Raw genomic sequence first — 20,596 nt, 5'->3', positions numbered from 1 at the left:
TCTAGAAGACGACATACACCTTTCGCAGTGTCTCGTGGATGACCCAGGTGCCGGACCATCCCAGCGGAAACACCGCGATGTCACCGGCTTTCACCTCCAGCGGCTCACCGCCGTCCGGAGTGACGGTCATTCTGCCGGACAGCACGTAGATGACCTCGTGCTCGTCCTGGCACCAGTACGACGGACCCGGGGTCACCTGCCAGATCCCCGCCGACTTCGCACCGTCGACCCACAACTCCAGACCGTGCACCGTCATGGCATCGCCGGTGGCCTCCTTGAGCGGCCCCCAGTCCTCCAGTTCGGCCTCGGCGGCGCCGGGCAGCAGAGTGGTGAGCACGGCAGGGGTCATCATCGAAATATCCTCTCGTAGAGTGTGTTCGGAGCAAGTTCACCAGCGCGTCATTGTGGCGCGGCAGGTGCTGAATCGCGGTCCGTCGGCTCTTCTCGACCCGGCCGCAGGCCCAGCAGCCGCATACCGTGGTAGATCGCCAGCGCGGCGATCGAGCCCAGCGCGATCCCGGTGAACGTCAGATCGCCCGCACTCCAGGTGAAGTCGGCGATGCCGATGATCAGCGGGATGGCCGCGGTCATCTGGTTGACCGGCTTGGCGAAGTCGACGTGGTTGGTCAGCCAGATCCGGATCCCGATGATGCCGACGAGACCGTAGAGCACCACCGTCGCTCCGCCGAGCACCCCCGCGGGGACCGCGGCGATCACCGCGCCGACCTTGGGGCACAACGACAGCAGGACCGCGACGATCGCGGCGATCCAGTACGGGGCGGTCGAATACACCCGCGTCGCGGCCATCACGCCGATGTTCTCGGCGTACGTCGTCGTCGCGGACCCGCCGCCGAAACCGGCCAGCGTCGTCGCCACTCCGTCGGCCGCCAGCGCTCGGCCGGTCAGCGGATCCATGTCGCGCTTTGTCATCTGTCCCACGGACTTCACGTGGCCGATGTTCTCGGCGACGAGCGCGATCACCGCGGGCAGGAACAGCGGAAGCACCGACAACGAGAACGTCGGAGAGTGGAACTCGGGCAACCCGATCCAGGCCGCGGCCTTGATGCCCGAGGTGTCGACCTCGCCCATGAACAGCGCCAGCAGATAGCCGGCCGCGACGGCGAGGAAGATCGCCAACCGGCCGACCAGCCCACGGAACGCGGCGAGCACCGCGACCAGCAGCACCAGCGTCACGAACCCGATCAGCGGGCCCTGCTCGAAGTTGTTCTTCGCCGCGGGTGCCAGGTTGAACCCGATCAGCGCGACGATCGCGCCGGTAACCACCGGCGGCAGCGTGATGTCGATCCAGCGGGTGCCCGCCACGTGCACGACGGCGCCGATCAGGATCAGCAGCACGCCGACCGCGATGATCCCGCCGAGCGCACTGCCCATGCCGTTCGACGCCGTCGCCGCGGTGACCGGTGCGATCACCGAGAAGCTGGAGCCCAGGTAGCTGGGCAGCCGGTTGCCCGTGATCAGCAGGAACAGGATGGTGCCGACGCCGGAGAACAACAGCGTGGTGGCGGGCGGGAAGCCGGTGAGCACCGGGACCAGGAATGTCGCGCCGAACATCGCGACCACGTGCTGGGCGCCCAGGCCGATGGTGCTCGGCCAGCTCAGCCGCTCGTCGGGCGCGACGACGAAATCTGGATCGGACTTCGAATCAACACGGTTCCAGGTGAGAGCCACGGGAGAACTACACACCACGGCGCGCGGCGCCGCCAGTCCACCCGCGCACCGCGTAGGCGAGCATGCCGAGCACCACCACCACCGCCCCGGCGGCCACCGACACCGGCGGCAGGGTGAACGCGAGCACCAGGCAGCCGGTGAGCCCGACAGCGGGCACCAACCGCGCGCCGAGCGTCGCGGTCAACGTCCAGGCCGATGCGTTCGCGACCGCGTAGTACAGCAGCACCCCGAACGACGAGAAGCCGATCGCGCCGCGGACGTCCCCGACGGCCGCCACGACCGCGACCACGGCGCCGACGGTCAGTTCGGCCCGCTGTGGTGTGCCGGTCCGTGGATGGACCGCGGCCAGGGCGTGCGGCAGATATCGGTCGCGGGCCATCGCCAGCGCCGTCCGCGACACCCCCAGCAGCAGCGCCAGCAGGGCGCCCAGCGCGGCCAGCGCCGCCGCGGCGGCGACCAGCGGTGTGACCGCGGGGAACCCGGCGGCGCGCACGGCATCCGAGAGCGCGGCGTGCGACGACGCCAGCCCCGCCGCGCCGAGTTGGGCCAGCACGGCCACCGCGACCACCGCGTACACGGCCAGCGCGATCGCCAGTGCCAGCGCGACTGCCCGCGGGATCGTCCGCGCCGGGTCGCGCACCTCCTCACCCAGCGTCGCGATCCGCGCGTAGCCGGCGAACGCGAAGAACAGCAGCCCGGCGGCCTGCAGCACGCCGTACGCGGTGACATCCGCGCCGAGCGCCAGCCGCGACGCGTCGGCGCCGCCGAACCCGAGGATCAACACCACGACCATCGCGAGCACGCCCAGCACCGCCGCGACGATGATCCTGGTCAGCGTCGCCGAGCGCTGCACGCCGGCACAGCTGACGGCGGTCAGCGCGACGACGCATCCGACGGCCACCGCATGGGCGTGGCCCGGCCACACGTAGTAACCGATGGTCAGCGCCATCGCCGCACACGACGCGGTCTTGCCGACGACGAAGCTCCAGCCCGCGGTGTGGCCCCAGAACGGCCCCAGGCGTTCGCGGCCGTACACATAGGTGCCCCCGGACTGCGGGTAGCGCGCCGCCAGCCGAGCCGAGGACATCGCATTGCACACCGCGACCACCGCGGCCAGGCCCAGAGCGATCAGCAGGCCGCTGCCGGCGGCCGCCGCCGCCGGGGCGAGCGCGACGAAGATCCCCGCCCCGATCATCGACCCGAGGCCGAGGGTGACGGTGTCGAACGTGCCCAGTCGGCGGTGCAGTACCGACTCGTCGGCCGTGTTCACGGGCCCACGATATCGTGTGCGGGTGGGGCGATCCGCCGACGAGATCGGCATCAGGCGTCGGCCGAAGGACCGAAAAGCTCAGATAGCGCGTGCGTCGGCCGAGGCGTTCAGCGAGCTGGGCTACAACGGCGTGAGTATGGAGCTGATCGCGTCGCGGGTGGGCATCTCCGCGCCCGCCCTCTACCGCCATTACGCGGGCAAGTACGAACTGTTCCGCGGCGCGGTGCTCAACCTGGGCCAGCAACTGGTCGACGGCACCGCCGACATCGGCGGCGACGATCCGCAGACCGTCCTCGACGGGCTGGTCGCGGCGCTGACCGACATCGCGCTGGCGAACCGCAGTTCCGGCGGGCTGTACCGGTGGGAAGGCAGGTACCTGCGCGGCGACGACCAGGTGGCGCTGCTCGATCAGGTGCGCACCGTGCACCGCCGCCTCCGCGGCCCGCTGTCGATGCTGCGGCCCGAACTCGCGCACCCGCAGCTCGTCACGCTGACGACAGCCCTGCTTTCCGTGGTCGGCAGCGTCGTCGATCACCGGGCCAAACTCCCCGCCGCACAGGTGCATCGGGTGATGCAGCAGATCTGCAGGGCGGTCGCCGCCGTCGAGCTACCGACGAATGTGGCGGACGCCCCGGCGCCGCAGGACCCGGTGCGCTTCACCGTGGAGACGTCGAAATACGAAGCGCTGCTGACCGAATCGATCCGTCTGTTCGCGCACAACGGCTACCGCGACACAAGCATGGAACAGATCGCGTCGGCGGTCGGGATTCCGGCTTCCGGGATCTACAAGTACTTCTCGGGCAAGAGCGACATCCTGGCCGCGATCTTCCGGCGCGCCTCAGACCGGATGTCGGCCGCGCTGGCGGCGATCATCGCGTCGGTCCCCGACCCCGCGGACGCGTTGGCCGCGGTGACCGACGCCTACATCGCACGCGCCTTCGGTCAGCCCGAGCTCGAACGCGTCTACTACAGCGAACGGCTCAACATGACCCCCGCCGACCAGCGGATCATCAGGGGCCTGCAACGCGCGACGCTCGAATCGTGGGTCGAGCTCGTGGTCGCGGTACGCCCGGAGTGGACGCCGGCCGAGGCGCGCTTCGCCGTGTACGCCGCGTCGTCGCTGGTGATCGATCTCGGACGGCTCGTCGGCGACGCACGATCCGACGAGGCCCGTCAGATCGTGCAGCGCCTGATGGATGCGGTGCTGCTCGGCGGCTACCGGTTACGGGCGACGTTGCCCAGCATGTAGACCCCGTACGCCGCCAAGCCGATCAGCGCCCACTTGCGGGTCTTCGCCGACGCGATGCCGAGGCCGACCGCGGTCTCGATGGCACCGTCGATGTACACGTGCTGCCGGGTGTTGGTCGGGAACGCCGACTTGGTCAGATCGTCGTAGATCTGGGGCGCGACGAAGTGGGACAGGCCGGTTCCGGCAAGCGCCAGGCCTGCGACGGTGGCTGCACGTGAATTCTCTTTGGGCACAGGCGGATCTTAGACGAAAGAGTAGTCGCTGAGCGGGAATGTCGATGCTTCGGTGATGGCGTCCTGCGTCGACATCGGCCGCAGCAGGCTCGGTTCGCCGTGCGGGTTGAAGTAGTAGGACCGCGACGACGCGCAGTTGCCGAGCGTCCAGAGTGAGTCGCCGAGGAGTTCGGTCATCCGGTCGAGGTAGGCGGTGTTGGCCTGCTCGGTGACCTCGAACGTGGTGGCGCCGCGGTGCCGGAGCTCGCCGAAAAGCCGGTCCATCAGCCGCATCTGGTACTCCATGGTGTTGAAGAAGTTCAACCCCAGGAACGCATACGGACTGGCCAGGCTCAGATAGTTCGGGAACGAGGGCATCGACACGCCCTGGTAGGCTTGGAACCTGTTCTCCCGCCACCACTTTCCGAGGTTGCGGCCGTCACGGCCGATCACCTCGATGGCCGGGAAGTTGGCCTCCCACAGGTCGAAACCGGTGGCCAGCACCAAGGTGTCGATCACGGTCTTGGTGCCGTCGGTGTTGACGATGCCGTCGGCGGTGACGTGGTCGATGCCGTCGCTCTGCAGATGCACGTGCGGTTTGGTGAACGTGCGGAAGTAGCTGTTGGAGAACGTCGGTCGCTTGCAGCCGATGTCGTAGTCCGGTGTCAGGCGGCGGCGCAGATCCTTGTCGCGGACCTGGATGAACTGGTTGATCTTGCACAGGTCCATCGCGGAGATGTTCAGCCGGCGGAAGAACGGGACGCGGTAGTGCACCACGCCGACGTTGATCATCGTCTCGTAGATGTTGTCGGTGATCGCACGGATGATGCGCTGAGTCCACGGCATCCGGGCGAAGACCCGCTTGGTGCGCTCGGAGATGCGGACGTCGAGCTTCGGCGCGACCCAGATCGGGGTGCGCTGGTAGACCGTGAGCTCACCCGCGGTCTTCGCCAGTTCGGGGATCAGCTGCACCGCGGTCGCGCCGGTGCCGATGACGGCGATCCGTTCCCCGCCAGGGTCGTAGGAGTCATCCCAGGCGGTGGTGTGGATGACCCGGCCCGCGAATTCGGTGATGCCCGGGATCTCGGGCATCCGAGGTTGGGACAGGAACCCGGTGGCGGTCACCAGATACCGGGCCGACAGCGTCGTGCCGTCGGCGAGGCCGACCCGCCACAGCTTGGCGTCGTCGTCCCAGCGCGCGCCCTCGACGGTCACGCCGAAGCGGATATGGCGGCGCACGTCGTACTTGTCGGCGACGTCATCGCAGTACTGCTTGATCTCGTCGCCGGTGGCGAACAGCCGCGACCAGTTCGGGTTGGGCTCGAAGAAGTACGAGTAAGTGGTGGTCGGCACGTCGACCGCCAGCCCGGGGTAGTGGTTGACGTACCACGTGCCACCGAGATCGTCCTCGCGGTCCAGGATGACGAAGTCGTCGATCCCCATCCGCTTGAATTGGATCGCCGCGCCGATTCCCGCGAATCCTGCACCCACGATGACCGCGTCGAACCGCTCCGAAGTCATGCGCAAACGGTACCCGAGGTACCGGTAGAAGCCGGAATCGCGAGGTTAGCCCCGGATCGAGCCGGTACGGGGCGGATCCAGGGTGGCGATGCAGGTCACAGCGCGGTCGCCGTTGTCCCAGGTCTCCTTCGTCGGGTAGAGCACGTAGAGCTGCACGGAGTCGTCGAGCATCGACTGTGGCGAGTACGACACCAGCTCCGGGCTGCACCGTTCGTGATAGGCCTCGACGACCTCCTGGCCGGGGAAATCGCCGCCCGGCATGGTCAGCACGGCGAACACCTCGCCGGCATGCGGCTCGTCACAGCTGATCGTCTTGACCGTCAGTACCCGTTCGCCGTCGGGGATCTCGGCGAGGCAGTCGCCGACCTCGACGTCGGTCGCGGTGACGCGGTCGCTGTTGACGACCGCGACCACGAAGATCAGCAGCCCGACCGTCCACACTGCCGACAGCACGAGCGCTCCGATCGCCATGTTGCGGCCGCTGCCGTACTGCTTGGCCTTGATCAGGCCGACGACGCCGCAGACGAAACCCACCAGGACCCCGCCGATGGCGCCGAAGATCAGCGCGACCACGGCCCACCAGTTGGTCCGCCGCGCCGGGGCGTACGGATGCTGCCCGGGATCGTCGGGGTAGGGCAGCGGTGGCGGCGGAGGATAGGGCTGGCCATATGCGGGTTGACCGGGGCCGGGCTGACCGTACTGGGGCTGCCCCCACTGGGGCTGCCCGTAGGGTGGATCAGCCGGTGGCCCAGGTGGCCCAGGTGGCACGGTCACGCTGCGACAGTAGCTCAGCCGAGGCGGCGAAGTGCGGCGTCGACGGCGAGCGCGGGCACATCGAGCTTCTTGGATCCGAGGTCGTGCCGCGCGCCGGTCACCTCGACGATTTCGGTGGGCGCGCCGACCAGCGCGACCGCGGCCCGGATCTCCTCGGGCGTGCCGAACGGGTCGGCGGTGCCATGGGTGAACACCGTCGGCACCGTGATCCGGGGCAGGTGTTCGGTGCGGGCCCGTTCCGGCTTGCCGGGCGGGTGCAGCGGGTAGGAGAACAGCGTCAGCACGTCGAGCTCGAGCCCGTCGGCGACAGCCATCGACGTGAGCCGTCCCCCGTAGGAATGGCCGCCGGCGATGACGGGTCCGTCGGCGAGGCCGCGCACCGTGGCGACCGCCTCGACGATGCCGGCCATGTCGGTCGCCGCGGAGTTCGAGGGCGGACCCTTCGGCCTGCGCCTGCGGTAGGGCAGGTTGTAGCGCACGGCGAGCCAGCCGCGCCGGGCCCATTCCTCGCACAGCGCGACCAGCATCGGGGATTCGCGGCTGCCGCCGGCGCCGTGGGTCAGCGCGACGACACCCCGCGGGGCCGCGTCGGGGCGATGCAGGACGCCCGCGATCTCGGGGATCTCCGGGAGGGTCATGACGGCAATCGGAACATCGCCGACACCGGACCGTGCCCCTGACCCAGCGGATACGCGGCGCGCAGGCATTCGGTGACCCAGCGTTTGGCGAAGCCGACCGCATCGGGCATCGAGTAGCCGTGTGCGAGAGCGCTCGCGGCCGCCGCGGCCAGGGTGTCACCGGCGCCGTGGTCGTGGACGGTGTCGATACGGGTGGTGTCGAACCGGTGGAACTCGGTGCCGTCGAACAGCAGGTCGGGGCTCTGCGCCGACCTCCGCAGGTGCCCGCCCTTGACCAGCGACCATTTCGGGCCGAGGGCGTGCAGTGCGCGGGCGGCCTCGCGCTGGGATTCCTCGTCCACGACGTCGATGCCGACGAGCAGCTTGACCTCGTCGAGGTTGGGGGTGACGAGGGTGGCCAGCGGGAACAGCTTCTCCTTCAGCGCGGCGAGCGCATCGGGGTGCAGCAGTGGGTCACCGTGCATGGATGCGCACACCGGGTCCACGATCAGCGGCACTGTGCCGTCGAGGCCCTGGCCGATCCAGACGTCGGCGATGGTTTCGATGATGGCCGAGGACGCGAGCATGCCGGTCTTGGCGGCGTGGATGCCGATGTCGGAGGCGACGGCCTCGATCTGGCCGCCGACGACGTCGAGCGGCATCTCGTGAAAGCCCTTGACGCCCAAGGAGTTCTGGACGGTGACGGCGGTGACGGCGACGAGGCTGTGGATACCCAGCAGCGCGAAGGTGCGCATGTCGGCCTGAATCCCGGCGCCGCCGCCGGAGTCGGATCCGGCGATGGTCAGCACCCGCAGCGGGGTCTGGCCGGTCAGGCTCAACGGCAGATAGGTGCCTTCGGTCATCTCTCGTTCTCCCTACGCCGGCATTACCCGGTCAGGTTCGTACGGTCGACGGGCCTACCCGTCCTCTCAGCGCGCTCGGCACGCGCTCCCGTGTGGTCGGTTAGCCACGCTAGCGCAGCACCGGAGCCCGCGAAATCCCGAATTGCGGCCAGATGATTTACATAGCTAATATATGTTTTCTATGGGCGAGGTGAATGCGATGACGGAGACCCAGGCCGGTACGAAGGCCACATCTTCTGCGGTGCGGCGCCGTTTCGATGCCGACCACCCGCACTACAAGTGGATCGTCCTGTCGAATACGACGCTGGGGACGCTGCTCGCGACGGTGAACGCGTCGATCGTGTTGATCTCGTTGCCTGCCATCTTCCGCGGCATCGGCCTCAATCCGTTGTCGGCGTCGAACATCAGCTACCTGCTGTGGATGCTGATGGGCTACCTGGTGGTGACGGCGGTGCTGGTGGTGCCGTTCGGCCGTCTCGGGGACATGTTCGGCCGGGTCCGCATCTACAACATCGGCTTCGCGGTGTTCACCCTGGCCGCGATCGCGCTGTCGTTCGACCCGTTCAATCTCGACGGCGGAGCGATCTGGTTGATCGCGTGGCGGGTGGTGCAGGGTTTCGGCGGGGCGATGCTGATGGCGTCGTCGTCGGCGATCCTGACCGACGCGTTCCCCGCGAACCAACGCGGGATGGCTCTGGGCGTCAACATGGTTGCGGCGGTGGCCGGCTCGTTCCTCGGGTTGCTGATCGGCGGCGTGCTGTCGGAATGGCACTGGCAGGCGATCTTCTGGGTCGGGGTGCCGATCGGTCTGGCGGGCACCGTTTGGAGCATGCGCTCGCTGCGCGAGATCGGGGTGCGCACGCCGGGCAGACTGGACTGGGCGGGCACGCTGACCTTCGGGATCGGATTGACCGTCCTGCTGATCGGGATCACCTACGGCATCCAGCCCTACCGGGAGTCGACCACCGGATGGACCAATCCGTGGGTGCTCGGTGCGATCATCGCGGGGTTCGCGCTGCTGGCGGTGTTCTGTGTCGTCGAGCTGCGTGTCGCGCAACCGATGGTGAACATGCGGTTGTTCCGCTCGACGGCGTTCGGCATGGGCAACTTCGCGGGGCTGATGTCGTCGATGGGACGCGGCGGCCTGCAGTTCATGCTGATCATCTGGCTGCAGGGGATCTGGCTTCCGCTGCGCGGCTACGACTTCGAGGCGACACCGCTGTGGTCGGCGATCTACATGCTGCCGATCACGATCGGCTTCCTGCTTGCCGGGCCGGTCGCCGGGTGGCTGTCGGACCGTTACGGCGCACGGCCGCTGACGGTGGGCGGGATGGCGTTGATGGCCGCGTCGTTCATCGCGCTGGTGTTGATCCCGGTGGACTTCGACTACTGGATCTTCGCGCTGCTGATCTTTCTGAACGGCGTCGGCGGCGGCATCTTCACCGCGCCGAACACCGCGGCGATCATGTCGAGTGTCCCGGCGTCGGAGCGTGGCGCCGCGTCCGGGGTGCGCGCGACGTTCTTCAACGCGGGCTCCTCGCTGTCGATCGGCATCTTCTTCTCGCTGATGATCGTCGGTCTGGCCAACACGTTGCCGACGGCGTTGAGCACGGGGCTTCAGGCGCAAGGCGTTTCGGCTGACGTCGCCCGCCAGGTCGCGGACCTGCCGCCGGTCGGGAGCTTGTTCGCGGCGTTCCTGGGCTACAACCCGATCGCCGAACTGCTGGAGCCGTATCACGCGCTGCAGCAGCCCGGCGTCAACGCCGAGGTGTTGACCGGGCAGACGTTCTTCCCCAATCTGATCACCGAGCCCTTCCACTCCGGACTGGTGGTGGTGTTCGTCGCCGCGGCGATCATGATGGTGCTCGGAATGATCGCCTCGCTATTCAATCCCGGCCGCTATTCCGAAGTCCTCGAGGACGCCTAGAACATCGCCCCGCGCACGAAGAAGCTCTCCAGCTTCCGCGTGATGATCGCCCCGGCAGGCAGACGCGCCGCGATGTCGAGGTTCTCATCGGTGACGTCCTCGGCCCATTCCGGTGGCCATCCGCCGTCCTCGAGGCTGGTCTGAAACGCCAGAACCATGTCGTCCCTGGTCATCTCGGACTCCACCACCATGGCGGTGGTGGTGGCCCGATGTGATGCGGCGCCGGCGAATCCGCGGCCGCACCCGCACGGGCCCTCGGGATCGCGCAGGTCGCGTCCGCACGGTTCCTGGATCCACACCAGCTCCCGCTCGATGCAGTAGTGGTAGTCGCCGGGGTGTATTCCCTGGGTATGTCCGGTCGCCACAAGGATCTTCATCTCTTCCTCCTCAGAACGGTGGTGGGTCGTTGCCGTAGTCGGGTGGGTGGTCGGGGGTGTCGAAGGTGTTGGGTCTCGGGCTGGCTCCGGGTGTGGGTTGGATTGTGCGGCGGCGGTGTTCGGCTTTGCGTTCGGTGTTGTTGAGTCGGCGTTCGCGGGTGATGTAGGTGGCGCGGTTGTGGGTGCGGGTGTGTCGGCGGGTGGGCATTTTGAGGTGCCGGCCGGGTGTGGTCGGTGGGCTGGGTTGGTCTGTTGGTGTTGGTGGTGGGGTGGTGGTGCGCCAGTTGGGAAACAGCAGGGTGCTGAGAGGTTTTGTGGTGCACCGTGTTCCGGTGGGAGTCGTGATGGTGATGGCGCCGTCTGGATGTTGGGTGTCGGCCCAGCCGGGCAGGAAGGTTTTGATCAGGTGGTGCAGGCGGCAGTAGCACTTGGTGTTGGCCGGGTGGGTGGCTCCGCTGGGCCAGGGGGTGGTGTGGTCGATGTCGGTGCGGGTGGCGGGGCGGTCGCAGCCGGGGAAGCGGCAGGTCATGTCGCGGGTGCGGATGAAGCGGTCCAGGGCGGTCGAGGGACGGTAGCGGGGTTCGGTGGTCAGGGTGTCGGGGTTGATGAGCCGGATGGTGGCGCCGCGGGCGATGAGTTCGGCCAACAGGGGTGCGGGCACGATGCCGCCCCCGGCGATGACGGCTGGGCGGTCCTGGACCGGCGCTGGGGGTTTCGGGGTGGGCGCGGGTTTCGGCGCCGCTTCCTCGGGTTCGGGTGAGGTGTGTTCGTCGCGGCTGGCCGGCGGGGTGTGGCCGTGGTAGTGGGGGTCGGGTTCGGCGTACAGGCTCTCGGGGTCGGTCAGGACGTGGATGGTGATGTGGGAGGCGTAGCCGTCGCCGGTTTTGCCGGGGCAGTCGGGGTTGTCGCAGGCGCAGGCCAGGAGGTGGAATCCGGCCAGTGAGGCGCCCGCGGCATCGGCGTTGCGTTGGTCTTGGGTGCGGGGGTCATCCGGGCAGAGGTGGGCTTGCATTTCGGCTTGGCGGGCTCGGGCGAGGGCGGCGTCGGGTCCGGTGAGCCGGCCGTGGACGGTGACGGTGCCGGCGGCGGGGTCGGTGCCGGCGCGGGGTTGGGTGTCGATGGTGAAGTAGCGCCCGCGCATCGCGTTGCGGGTGCGTCGGACGGCGTCGGGGTCGTGGCGGTGGATCCAGGTGTCGATGGCGGTGCTGAGTTGGTGTCGGGTCAGGGTGCCCCAGCGGTGGGCGCGTTCGGCGATGGCGGTGTCGATGGCGGGAAGGGCGGTGGGGGTGACCAGGAAGGTGCGATAGGCGATGGTGGTGATCAGGGTGGGGCTGATCTGGCCGGCGAGGTAGCGGGCCGCGGTTTGGGGGAGCCTGTCGCGCAGGGTGGTGGCGAGGTCGATCATGGCCAGGGCGTTGCCGTGGCTGATGGTCAGGGCGCAGCTGATCTGGGCGGCTGCGGCATCGGTGTCGTCGACGGCGTCGCGTTCGCGCAGCAGACCCGTGGTGGCGCGGCGGTGCAGTTCGGCGATCGCGGCGAGTTTTCGGGCGTCGGCGGCCGCCGACGTGGCGGCCCAGCCCGCGATGGCGGCGCAAAGCTCGGCGTCGTCGAGGGTGGCCACGGTGTCGGGCCCCGGCAACGATTCATCGAACATGTGTTCGAGTATAGTGACACCGCCGACAAGTTCCACCGTCGTAGTTCTGCCACCCGACGATCAATTCCTGCCACCGGAATTATCCGGCTGAACTGCTGGTTTAGCAGGGCAGATCATCAAGATCGAGCACCACCGTAAGTCGAAACCGCGTGACACGCTCCACGGCTCCGACTCGCCGCCGCAGGGAAGGGCAGGAAAAGAAAGTGAAGAAGTTCAACATCCAGAAGTTCAACATCGCAGCCGCAGCCGTAGCAGCTCTGTCGGCCGCTGTGGTGGGTCTGGCGGCACCGGCCGCGGCAGCTCCGACGGGTTCGGACGCGCAGGCGACCATCGCTGCGCTGGAGCGCGAAGGTCATCGCGTGATCGTGCACCGGCTGTCGGACACCCCGCTCCGGGAGGCCAGCGTCGTCGGCGTCAACCGGGGGCCGGCGATCCGCGACACCGTGCGGGACTTCCGCAACGACCGCACCTACCAGAACACGATCACCGGCTACGTGTACTACGTCAACGTCCGCTGACCGGCGAGCGTGACGAAAGGGGCGTCCTTCGGGGCGCCCCTTTCTCAGAGGTCCAGATCCACCACGACCGGCGCGTGATCGCTCGGGGTCCCGACCCGGTTCTTGCCCGTCTTGCGCTCGTCGCGGGCGATCTCCGCGTGCGTGACGCGGGACGCGAAGGCCGGGGACCCCAAGATGAAGTCGATGCGCATGCCGCGGTTCTTCGGGAACCGCAACTGTGTGTAGTCCCAATAGGTGAACGTCCCCGGTCCGGGCGTGAAAGGTCTTACCACGTCGGTGAATCCGGCGTCGACGATCGCGTTGAACGCGTCCCGCTCCCGCGGGGTCACATGTGTGCTCTCCTGGAACAGCGAGATGTCCCACACGTCGTCATCGAACGGGGCGATGTTCCAGTCGCCGACGAGTGCGATCGGCGCGGTGGGGTCGGCCGACAGCCATGATGCGGCCGTGTCACGCAGCGCGGCAAGCCATTCCAACTTATAGGCGTAGTGCGGCGCATCCACCGTGCGCCCGTTCGGTACGTAGAGGCTCCACACCCGGACTCCGCCGCACGTGGCGCCCAACGCGCGCGCCTCGGCGGCCGCCTCCACCTCGGGCTTGTCACCCCATGTCGGCTGGCCGTCGAAACCGACCTCGACAGCGTCGATTCCCACCCGAGAGGCGATCGCGACCCCGTTCCACTGGCTGAACCCGCAGTGCACCACCTCGTAGCCCAGCGCCGCGAACGGCATTGTCGGGAACTGGTCGTCGGAACACTTCGTCTCCTGCATCGCCAGCACGTCGACGTCGGCGCGCTCGAGCCAGTCGGTGACGCGGTCGACGCGGGCACGGATCGAGTTGACGTTCCAGGTAGCCAGACGCATGGGCCCTACAGTAGGTCCTCGGCGCGCACGTACCGCGACCGGTGATGGACCACAAAGCCCATCTTCTCGTAAAGCGCACGGGCCCCGGTGTTTTCGTCGACCACCTGGACATAGCAACGTGTCGCACCGCGCTGATGCGCCCATGTCAGCAGGCCGTCGCAGAGCGTTCGTGCCAGCCCTTGTCGCCGTGCGCTCTCGTCCACCCGGACCGCGGACACGCCCGCCCACCTGGTGCCGTCGGGCGCCTCCGTCACCGCCACCCGGCCGACCGCCGCCCCGTCGAGCATGCCGAAGCCGACCTCGCCGTCGACCACCGCGGTCAGGACGTCGACGGGTACGTCGCGTTGATAGATGCCGAGCCACGCGTCGTCGGGGGTCTGCGAAACCGGGATTTCCCCGGACGGTGCGATATCGGCTGTCATGACCAGGTTCTCGGCGTCGGTCGGCGTTGTGTCGGGCAGCCGCAACAGCCGGTCCGGGGCCGAGATCAGCGCAGGCAGACCGCGGGCCCGGTACCAGTCGGCCACCTGCGCGATCTCCGAGAACGACGAATACTGCAGCGGCACCGCGGAATTGGCGCGCCGCGTGACACCGCGTCCGTGCCGCAGCAACCAGCCGCCCAGCCACTGGTGTTCGGTGCCCGGCCACCCCAGCGCCGCGGCGTGTTCCAGGTTGCGGATCTCCCCGGTGCGCACCGGCATCTCCGGGACCACGCGAACCGCCAGCACATCCTCGCGGACGACGTCGACGATGTCACCGCGGCGGGTCTTGATGCGGACCACGTCGCCGGCGTCGTCACTCGGGTCGACGATGTGGCCGACCACGTCGGTCATCGGCCGGTCGGTGTCGGTCGGCAGCCGATACCGCAGGCTGACCCGGGTCCCGACCTCGGGCAGCTCGATCACCGGTCAGTGCCCGAACGGATCGGGATCCTCACCGGGCATCCAGGTCAGCCCGGGGACACCCCAGCCGTTCGACTTGACGGCCTTCTTCGCCGCACGGGCGTTGCGGCCGATCAACCGGTCCAGGTACAGGAAGCCGTCGAGATGGCCGGTCTCGTGCTGCAGCATCCGCGCGAACAGATCGGTGCCCTCGAGGACGATCTCGTTCCCGTCGGCATCCAGCCCCGTCACCCGCGCCCAGTCGGCCCGGCCGGTCGGGAACGATTCGCCGGGCACCGACAGGCAGCCCTCGTCGTCGTCATCGGGGTCGGGCATGGTCTCGGGGATCTCCGAGGTCTCCAGCACCGGGTTGACGACGACGCCGCGGCGGCGGCTTGTCTTCTTGCGCGAGTCGGCGCAGTCGTAGACGAAGAGCCGCTTGTTCACCCCGATCTGGTTGGCGGCCAACCCGACTCCGTTGGCGGCGTCCATCGTGTCGTACATGTCCTGGATCAGGTCTGCGATCTCGGCGGGCAGCGAACCGTCCGGCCCGACGGGCACGGGTTCGGTCGGGGTGTGCAGGACGGGATCTCCGACGATGCAGATCGGTCTGACGGCCATGCCGGAAAGCTTAGGCGGCACCGCTCACGCGGCGCTTTCGGCTGCCGACTCGCGGCGTTTGTGACGATGCGCGTGACCCAACCGTGATTGAATACTCGCCGAAACCACATCTATGTCATTTCGATTTCCGGAAGGGTCCAAGTAGCGATATGGACGGCGCCATCGCGCGGGCTGAGCGTTCTGGGGACGACACCGAGCCCACCGACGGTCTGACCCGTCGCGAGCACGACATCTTGGCGTTCGAGCGCCAGTGGTGGAAGTACGCCGGGTCCAAGGAAGACGCCATCAAGGAGTTGTTCTCCATGTCGGCGACCCGCTACTACCAGGTGCTCAATGCCCTGGTGGACCGGCCCGAGGCGCTGGCCGCGGACCCGATGCTGGTGAAGCGGCTGCGCAGGCTGCGGGCCAGCAGGCAGAAGGCCCGGGCCGCGCGTCGACTCGGCTTCGACGTCACTTAGGTCACCGGGCCGGGCGCCGGCCCGCGATACAGTAGGCGCCGATGAACCAGCGAGAGTCTTCGGGACTGCCCCTACGTGCCATCGTCATGGTGTTGCTGTTCCTCGGCGTGGTGTTCCTGCTCGTCGGGTTCCAGGCGTTGAGCGGTTCCGACGACGACTCGTCGACGGCCGCGACCACCGTCACGACCACGACCACGACGACCCCGTCGGCGCCGCCCGAGCCGGCGCGCCCCGAGGTCCGCGTGTTCAACATCTCCGAGATCCCCGGCGCCGCGGAATCCACCGCCACGCGGCTGCGTGACGACAAGTGGGATGTCACCGAGGTCGGCAACCTTGTGGTGCCGGAAGTCACCGTCACCACGGTGTACTTCGGCGAGACCGAGGGTGAGCAGGAAGCCGCCGAAGAGGTCGGCCGACTGCTGCAGGCACCGGTCGCACCGAGGGTGCCGGAGCTCATAGAGCAGCCACCGGGCGTGGTCGTACTGGTCACCGGTTAGGCTCTTGCACATGCTCAGGTCCGTCGCTGCCGCCACGTTGTTTGCAGTGCCCGCGCTTGTGTTGAGTGCGTGCGCCCCTCCGGGAGAAGTGCCTTCGGATTCTCCGGGCACCACACCCCAGGTGTGGACCGGTTCGCCGTCGCCGTCCGCGGCGCCCGGCGAGCACGGATCCGGGCACGGAGGCGGCTCCGGTCAGACCGGTGGGGAAACCCTGACCGCCGAACTCAACCTGGCTGACGGCACCACGGTCGCCAACGCCGAAATCGTGTTCTCCGACGGTTACGCCACCGTGACCGTCGAGACCACCGGAAGCGGCCAGCTGGAACCGGGATTCCACGGCATGCACATCCACTCGGTGGGCAAGTGCGAGGCCAACTCGGTCGCCCCGACCGGCGGTGCTCCCGCGAACTTCAACTCCGCCGGTGGGCATTTCCAGGTGCCGGGCCACAGCGGCCACCCCGCCAGCGGCGACCTGTCATCGCTGCAGGTGCGTGAGGACGGTTCGGCCATGCTGGTGACGACGACGGATGCGTTCACCGCTGAGGATCTGCTCGACGGTGCGGGCACCGCGATCATCATCCACGAGAAGCCGGACAACTTCGCCAACATCCCGCCGGAGCGCTACCAGCAGGTCGACGGTGCGCCGCCGCCGGATCAGAACACCCTGGCGACCGGCGACGCCGGAGCGCGGGTGGCCTGCGGTGTCATCACCGGTTCCTGACGGAAACGCAAGCAGCCGTATCGATTTCAAAGGGTCGGTACGTCCGACCGTCGGCGTCGAATGGGAGTTCGCTCTCGTCGACGCCGAGACCAGGGACCTCAGCAACGAGGCCGCGTCCGTCATCGCCGAGATCGGCGAGAACCCGCATGTGCACAAGGAATTGCTGCGTAACACCGTCGAGGTGGTGACGGGCATCTGCGAGAACTCGGGTCAGGCGATGGAAGACCTCGCCTCGACCCTGCGCCCGGTGCGCGAGGTCGTGCGCCAGCGCGGCATGGAGTTGTTCTGCGCGGGTACCCATCCGTTCGCGGACTGGTCGGCGCAGAAGCTGACCGATGCGCCGCGCTACGCCGAGCTGATCAAGCGCACCCAGTGGTGGGGCAGGCAGATGACGATCTGGGGCGTGCATGTGCACGTCGGCGTCTCGTCGGCGCACAAGGTCATGCCGATCATCACGTCGCTGCTGCACCAGTACCCGCACCTGCTGGCGCTGTCGGCGTCCTCGCCGTTCTGGGACGGTGAGGACACCGGCTATGCGAGCAACCGCGCCATGATGTTCCAGCAGTTGCCGACGGCCGGATTGCCGTTCCACTTCCAGGAATGGCGGGAATGGGAACGCTTCGTCAGCGATCAGAAGAAGACCGGGATCATCGACCACATGAACGAGATCCGCTGGGACATCAGGCCGTCCCCGCATCTCGGTACCATCGAGGTCCGGATCTTCGACGGCGTCTCCAACCTGCACGAGCTCTCCGCGCTGGTCGCGCTGACCCACTGCCTGATCGTCGACCTGGACCGCCGGATCGAGGCCGGCGATTCGCTGCCGGTGATGCCGCCGTGGCATGTGCAGGAGAACAAGTGGCGCGCAGCACGTTACGGCCTCGACGCGATCATCATCCTCGACGCCGACAGCAACGAGCGGCTCGTCACCGATGACCTCGACGATCTGCTCGAGCGGCTGCAACCCGTCGCCAAGCGGCTGGGCTGCGTCGACGAGCTCGCCCGGGTGCCCGACATCTACCACAACGGGGCGTCGTACCAACGGCAGCGCCGCGTCGCCGAGGAACACGACGGCGACCTGCGCGCCGTCGTCGATGCTCTGGTGAGCGAGTTGGTGCTCTAGCGTGCCGACCCTGCCGATGTTCCCGCTCGAGGTGGCGACGCTGCCCGGTGAGGAACTTCCGCTGCGGATCTTCGAGCCGAGATACACCGCGCTGGTGCGGGCCTGCCTGGCCGGTGACGAGCCGGTGTTCGGCGTGGTGATGATCGCGGCGGGGCGCGAGGTCGGCGGCGGTGACACCCGCAGCGACGTCGGGGTGCTGGCCCGCATCGCCGAGTACGCAGAGACCGGCAGCGGCCGCTACCGGTTGAAATGTCAGCTGGGGGAGCGTATCCGGGTGCTCGAATGGCTGCCGGACGATCCGTATCCCCGGGCGGTGATCGACGTGTGGCCCGACCAGCCCGGGCCCGCCGTCGACGTCGACGCGATCCGCGACATCGAGGAACGGATCGTCGGATTGTTCGAGCGCATCGCCGCCGCCCGCGGCGCGCAGGTCAACGCCCGCGACATCATCCTCGGCGCCGACGCGTCCGGCGACGCCGCACAGTGGTTGTACGCGTTGACGAACCGGCTTCCGATGGGGCAGGCCGACCGGTACGCGATCCTGGCCGCACCGACCGTCGCCGACCGGGTGACGGCGTTGTCCGAGGCGGTCGACACCATCATCGCGATGGTCGAGTTCCAGCTCTCGGAGTGATCAGTCGGTCGTGAACTGTACGGCGGCAAGCCGTTGCATCGCTCGGCCGTCGGCGAGTTCCCCGCGGTCCTGCGGGTGCCGCCAGTAGTGGCGCACCATCCAGTACACCGCCGGACCACCGTCCCCGTAGCGATCGGCGTTCGACACCACGATGGGCTTGGCGTCCCGGACGGCCAGCACGATCGGATTCACGGCGCGATTGCCCGCGGTATCGGCGATGTCGGTGATCTGATCCCAGCGCGCCGAACGGGTTCCGAGGAACGTGGCGTGCTGGACTCCGGTCGCGGTCAGCCGCAGACGTCCGGGTTCGCGGGACCGGACCAGACCGATCAGCCCCAGCAGCGAGAGGCCCAGCAGTGCGGCCATCAGAAAACGGACGACCATGCCGCCGCCGAACAACATCCGGACCGACTCGCGGGCCGAGAAGATCAGGTAGAGCGATGAAGCCGGCACCGCGCCGGCGAGCGCGATGCCGTAGAGGACCGCGATCGCGGGATGGACCCGCAGGGTCGTCGCGGAGCCACCCGACTCGCGGTATCGGACAGCGGAGACGGTGAAGGTCACCGCCAATGCCGCCATCGCGCCCGCGCACGTCACCGCGAGACCCCCCGCGATCAGCGCCCCCAATGCCGAGCCGTGCGCCACCGACGTCGCGGCCTGCACCACGCAGTAGACCGTCCCGACGACGAACACCGCCACGCCCACCCACGTCCACGCGGTGAGGTTCGGGCGCCAGTGCGGCGGCGGTGGAGCGTTGTCTAGCTGCCGCACAGCACCTCCCCGACCTTGGTTCCCGCCTGCGTGAACAATCCGCCGATCACCAGCGCACCGGTGATGGCCCCTGCCGCGGTGGTGCCGGGAAGCGGTATCGGCGCACCGACCGCCGCACCCCCGGCACCGCCGAGAGCGTTGCCGGCAAATCCGAACGTGCCCGCGAACACCGAGACGCATTTGTCCTCGGGTGTCGCCGCCCGAAGGAAGTCGTACATCGCCGACATCGTGCCCAGCGCCGCCCCGCCGTACTTGGCGCCGGCGCCGAGCTTCTCCACGTTGTCCATCGACAGCATCGGGATCCGTCCGCCGTGCGCGATGTGCGCGTCGAGGCCGGTCATGACGTCGCCGATGCGGGCGGGAACAGTGGTCAGCAGCGGACTGTCGGGATCGAGCAGCACCCGGCGGCCATCCGGAAGGTTGAAGTGGCCGGTGACGACACCGTCGGGGGTGCGGTCGACGACGTACTGCGAGCCGTCGGCCCAGTTCATCGTCGTGTTCTCGTATCCGCCCGGGGTGCGGCTGGACGTCGTCCACGACATCAGTTGGCCGTTGGCGTCGAAATGCTCTTCCTTCACCATGTCGGGCACGCCGTGCGCGTAGTCGTACTCGTGCTCCGTCATCCGGATCTTGCTGCCGTCCTGCATGATCATCGTCTTCTCGAAGTGACCGTCGTCGTTGTAGCCGGACTGTGTTTCGCGCACCGTGGTGGCCATGGCCTCGGTGCGCACGGTGTCCTGCTGCAGCAGGCCGAGTGGATCCCGAGGGCTCGGGACGTCGTCGGCCGGCCGCCGGGCGTGCGGTGCCAGCATGCCGGGCAGGCCCTCGGCGGGTGGTGGCGTGAAACCGAAGGCCTCGGCGGCGGCCATGAGGTTGTCGGCCAGTGCGGCGTCGGCGTCACCGACGGCGACCAGAAGATCGTTCACGGCCGCCTGCTCGGTCACGACCAACTCCATCAGCTCGGCGATCTGTTCGCCCGACTGGGCGCCGGGGTCGATCAGCACCGCCCAACCCTCCGACACGTTCAGTGGGCCCGCGTCGATCTGATCCGCTCTGTCGAGCAGGGCGCGCCGTGCGGCCCCGAGAGTGTTCGCGCCTTCGATCAGCGCACCGGCGATCGACGAGAGGTGGTCGCGGAACTTCTCGGCCGATGTGTGCGCGCGACCCAGCATGTCGGTCGCGGCGTCGTGCGCGGTGCCCGCCCAACTCCGTGTCTCCGGCATCTGCCGCAGGTTCACGTCGATGCGCCCGACCGACAGTTCGACGGCGTCGCCGGCCGCCTCGACGGCGGGACCGGTGAAGGACAACGAGTCGGGATTCCACGATTCCAGGCGCGAACGAGAGGGAAGCACGGCG

General features: G+C 68.3%; 23 protein-coding genes and 1 riboswitch. Of the genes, 8 read left to right on the top strand and 15 right to left on the bottom strand.

Annotated elements, in window-relative coordinates:
• Position 1: 1 nt before the first annotated feature.
• Genes BST38_RS05415 through BST38_RS05405 form a run of 3 tightly spaced genes read right to left on the bottom strand, consistent with a single transcriptional unit; the run spans position 2 to position 2,959 of the window.
• A complete protein-coding gene (locus BST38_RS05415; RefSeq protein WP_237160674.1) occupies positions 2-352 on the bottom strand; it encodes a cupin domain-containing protein in 351 nt (116 codons plus the stop codon).
• A 47-nt stretch (positions 353-399) separates the two neighbouring features.
• Positions 400-1,689, bottom strand: a complete 1,290-nt coding sequence (locus tag BST38_RS05410) for a uracil-xanthine permease family protein (RefSeq protein WP_110781514.1) — start codon at positions 1,687-1,689, stop codon at positions 400-402.
• A gap of 7 nt (positions 1,690-1,696) precedes the next feature.
• On the bottom strand, positions 1,697-2,959 hold the full coding sequence (locus BST38_RS05405; protein WP_420872522.1) for an APC family permease: 1,263 nt from the start codon (positions 2,957-2,959) through the stop codon (positions 1,697-1,699).
• Between the two features lie 22 nt (positions 2,960-2,981).
• Between BST38_RS05405 and BST38_RS05400 the strand changes: the two genes are divergently transcribed.
• Entirely contained in the window at positions 2,982-4,208 is a 1,227-nt protein-coding gene (locus BST38_RS05400; protein ID WP_110781652.1) for a TetR/AcrR family transcriptional regulator, read from the top strand.
• On the opposite strand, the gene BST38_RS05395 is transcribed toward BST38_RS05400, so the two are convergent.
• The 5 genes from BST38_RS05395 to thiD all read right to left on the bottom strand — a co-directional run bounded on the left by BST38_RS05395 (position 4,175) and on the right by thiD (position 8,195).
• Positions 4,175-4,441: a DoxX-related protein gene (locus BST38_RS05395; RefSeq protein WP_083142232.1), complete on the bottom strand. Its 267-nt coding sequence runs from the start codon at positions 4,439-4,441 to the stop codon at positions 4,175-4,177. The genes BST38_RS05400 and BST38_RS05395 overlap by 34 nt on opposite strands.
• A 9-nt stretch (positions 4,442-4,450) precedes the next feature.
• A complete protein-coding gene (locus tag BST38_RS05390; RefSeq protein ID WP_083142231.1) occupies positions 4,451-5,941 on the bottom strand; it encodes a flavin-containing monooxygenase in 1,491 nt (496 codons plus the stop codon).
• A gap of 45 nt (positions 5,942-5,986) precedes the next feature.
• A complete protein-coding gene (locus BST38_RS05385; RefSeq protein WP_083142230.1) occupies positions 5,987-6,715 on the bottom strand; it encodes a DUF4190 domain-containing protein in 729 nt (242 codons plus the stop codon).
• A gap of 14 nt (positions 6,716-6,729) precedes the next feature.
• Positions 6,730-7,353: an alpha/beta hydrolase family protein gene (locus tag BST38_RS05380; protein ID WP_083142229.1), complete on the bottom strand. Its 624-nt coding sequence runs from the start codon at positions 7,351-7,353 to the stop codon at positions 6,730-6,732.
• Complete coding sequence (gene thiD, locus BST38_RS05375) at positions 7,350-8,195, bottom strand: bifunctional hydroxymethylpyrimidine kinase/phosphomethylpyrimidine kinase (RefSeq protein ID WP_083142228.1); 846 nt, start codon at positions 8,193-8,195, stop codon at positions 7,350-7,352. Before thiD ends, BST38_RS05380 begins: the two co-directional genes overlap by 4 nt.
• Positions 8,188-8,297: riboswitch (TPP riboswitch) on the bottom strand. (Overlaps the previous gene by 8 nt.)
• A 97-nt stretch (positions 8,298-8,394) precedes the next feature.
• On the opposite strand from thiD, the gene BST38_RS05370 reads away from it, so the two are divergent.
• A complete protein-coding gene (locus tag BST38_RS05370; RefSeq protein WP_083142433.1) occupies positions 8,395-10,122 on the top strand; it encodes an MFS transporter in 1,728 nt (575 codons plus the stop codon).
• Here the strand turns inward: BST38_RS05370 and BST38_RS05365 are convergent.
• Both BST38_RS05365 and BST38_RS05360 read right to left on the bottom strand, forming a co-directional pair.
• Positions 10,119-10,499 carry a DUF7715 family protein gene (locus tag BST38_RS05365; protein ID WP_083142227.1) on the bottom strand — a complete coding sequence of 127 codons (381 nt, stop codon included), beginning with the start codon at positions 10,497-10,499 and terminating at the stop codon, positions 10,119-10,121. The two genes, BST38_RS05370 and BST38_RS05365, sit on opposite strands and share 4 nt — an antisense overlap.
• 10 nt (positions 10,500-10,509) lie before the next feature.
• On the bottom strand, positions 10,510-12,153 hold the full coding sequence (locus BST38_RS05360) for an HNH endonuclease signature motif containing protein (protein ID WP_083142226.1): 1,644 nt from the start codon (positions 12,151-12,153) through the stop codon (positions 10,510-10,512).
• 203 nt (positions 12,154-12,356) lie between these two features.
• Between BST38_RS05360 and BST38_RS05355 the strand changes: the two genes are divergently transcribed.
• Positions 12,357-12,671 carry a hypothetical protein gene (locus BST38_RS05355; protein WP_420872523.1) on the top strand — a complete coding sequence of 105 codons (315 nt, stop codon included), beginning with the start codon at positions 12,357-12,359 and terminating at the stop codon, positions 12,669-12,671.
• A gap of 44 nt (positions 12,672-12,715) precedes the next feature.
• Here the strand turns inward: BST38_RS05355 and BST38_RS05350 are convergent, their stop codons facing one another.
• Genes BST38_RS05350 through BST38_RS05340 form a run of 3 tightly spaced genes read right to left on the bottom strand, consistent with a single transcriptional unit; the run spans position 12,716 to position 15,036 of the window.
• Positions 12,716-13,534: an exodeoxyribonuclease III gene (locus BST38_RS05350; RefSeq protein WP_083142225.1), complete on the bottom strand. Its 819-nt coding sequence runs from the start codon at positions 13,532-13,534 to the stop codon at positions 12,716-12,718.
• Positions 13,535-13,539: 5 nt separating this feature from the next.
• The gene (locus BST38_RS05345; protein WP_083142224.1) at positions 13,540-14,439 is read right to left on the bottom strand and encodes an N-acetylglutamate synthase, CG3035 family; all 900 of its coding nucleotides are present in this window, start codon (positions 14,437-14,439) and stop codon (positions 13,540-13,542) included.
• 3 nt (positions 14,440-14,442) lie between these two features.
• On the bottom strand, positions 14,443-15,036 hold the full coding sequence (locus BST38_RS05340) for a peptide deformylase (protein WP_083142223.1): 594 nt from the start codon (positions 15,034-15,036) through the stop codon (positions 14,443-14,445).
• Positions 15,037-15,185: 149 nt separating this feature from the next.
• On the opposite strand from BST38_RS05340, the gene napA reads away from it, so the two are divergent.
• The 5 genes from napA to BST38_RS05315 are packed head-to-tail and all read left to right on the top strand — an operon-like array spanning position 15,186 to position 18,469.
• Positions 15,186-15,494, top strand: coding sequence for a nucleoid-associated protein NapA (gene napA / locus BST38_RS05335; protein ID WP_011778008.1), 309 nt, complete (start codon positions 15,186-15,188; stop codon positions 15,492-15,494).
• A gap of 41 nt (positions 15,495-15,535) precedes the next feature.
• Positions 15,536-15,991 (top strand): LytR C-terminal domain-containing protein, encoded by a 456-nt coding sequence (locus BST38_RS05330; protein ID WP_083142222.1) that lies wholly within the window; start codon positions 15,536-15,538, stop codon positions 15,989-15,991.
• A 10-nt stretch (positions 15,992-16,001) separates the two neighbouring features.
• On the top strand, positions 16,002-16,712 hold the full coding sequence (sodC, locus tag BST38_RS05325; protein ID WP_083142221.1) for a superoxide dismutase[Cu-Zn]: 711 nt from the start codon (positions 16,002-16,004) through the stop codon (positions 16,710-16,712).
• Positions 16,693-17,835: a glutamate--cysteine ligase gene (locus BST38_RS05320; protein WP_083142220.1), complete on the top strand. Its 1,143-nt coding sequence runs from the start codon at positions 16,693-16,695 to the stop codon at positions 17,833-17,835. The genes sodC and BST38_RS05320 overlap by 20 nt, the downstream gene beginning before the upstream one ends.
• Before the next feature lies 1 nt (position 17,836).
• Positions 17,837-18,469: an LON peptidase substrate-binding domain-containing protein gene (locus BST38_RS05315; protein WP_083142219.1), complete on the top strand. Its 633-nt coding sequence runs from the start codon at positions 17,837-17,839 to the stop codon at positions 18,467-18,469.
• On the opposite strand, the gene BST38_RS05310 is transcribed toward BST38_RS05315, so the two are convergent.
• Positions 18,470-19,240, bottom strand: a complete 771-nt coding sequence (locus tag BST38_RS05310; protein ID WP_083142218.1) for a hypothetical protein — start codon at positions 19,238-19,240, stop codon at positions 18,470-18,472.
• A complete protein-coding gene (locus BST38_RS05305; RefSeq protein WP_083142217.1) occupies positions 19,228-20,592 on the bottom strand; it encodes a WXG100 family type VII secretion target in 1,365 nt (454 codons plus the stop codon). The genes BST38_RS05310 and BST38_RS05305 overlap by 13 nt, the downstream gene beginning before the upstream one ends.
• Positions 20,593-20,596: the final 4 nt, after the last annotated feature.

The sequence above is a fragment of the Mycolicibacterium parafortuitum genome, from assembly GCF_002086815.1.
Lineage (GTDB): Bacteria > Actinomycetota > Actinomycetes > Mycobacteriales > Mycobacteriaceae > Mycobacterium > Mycobacterium parafortuitum.
This window is presented reverse-complemented; position numbering and strand designations above follow the sequence as displayed.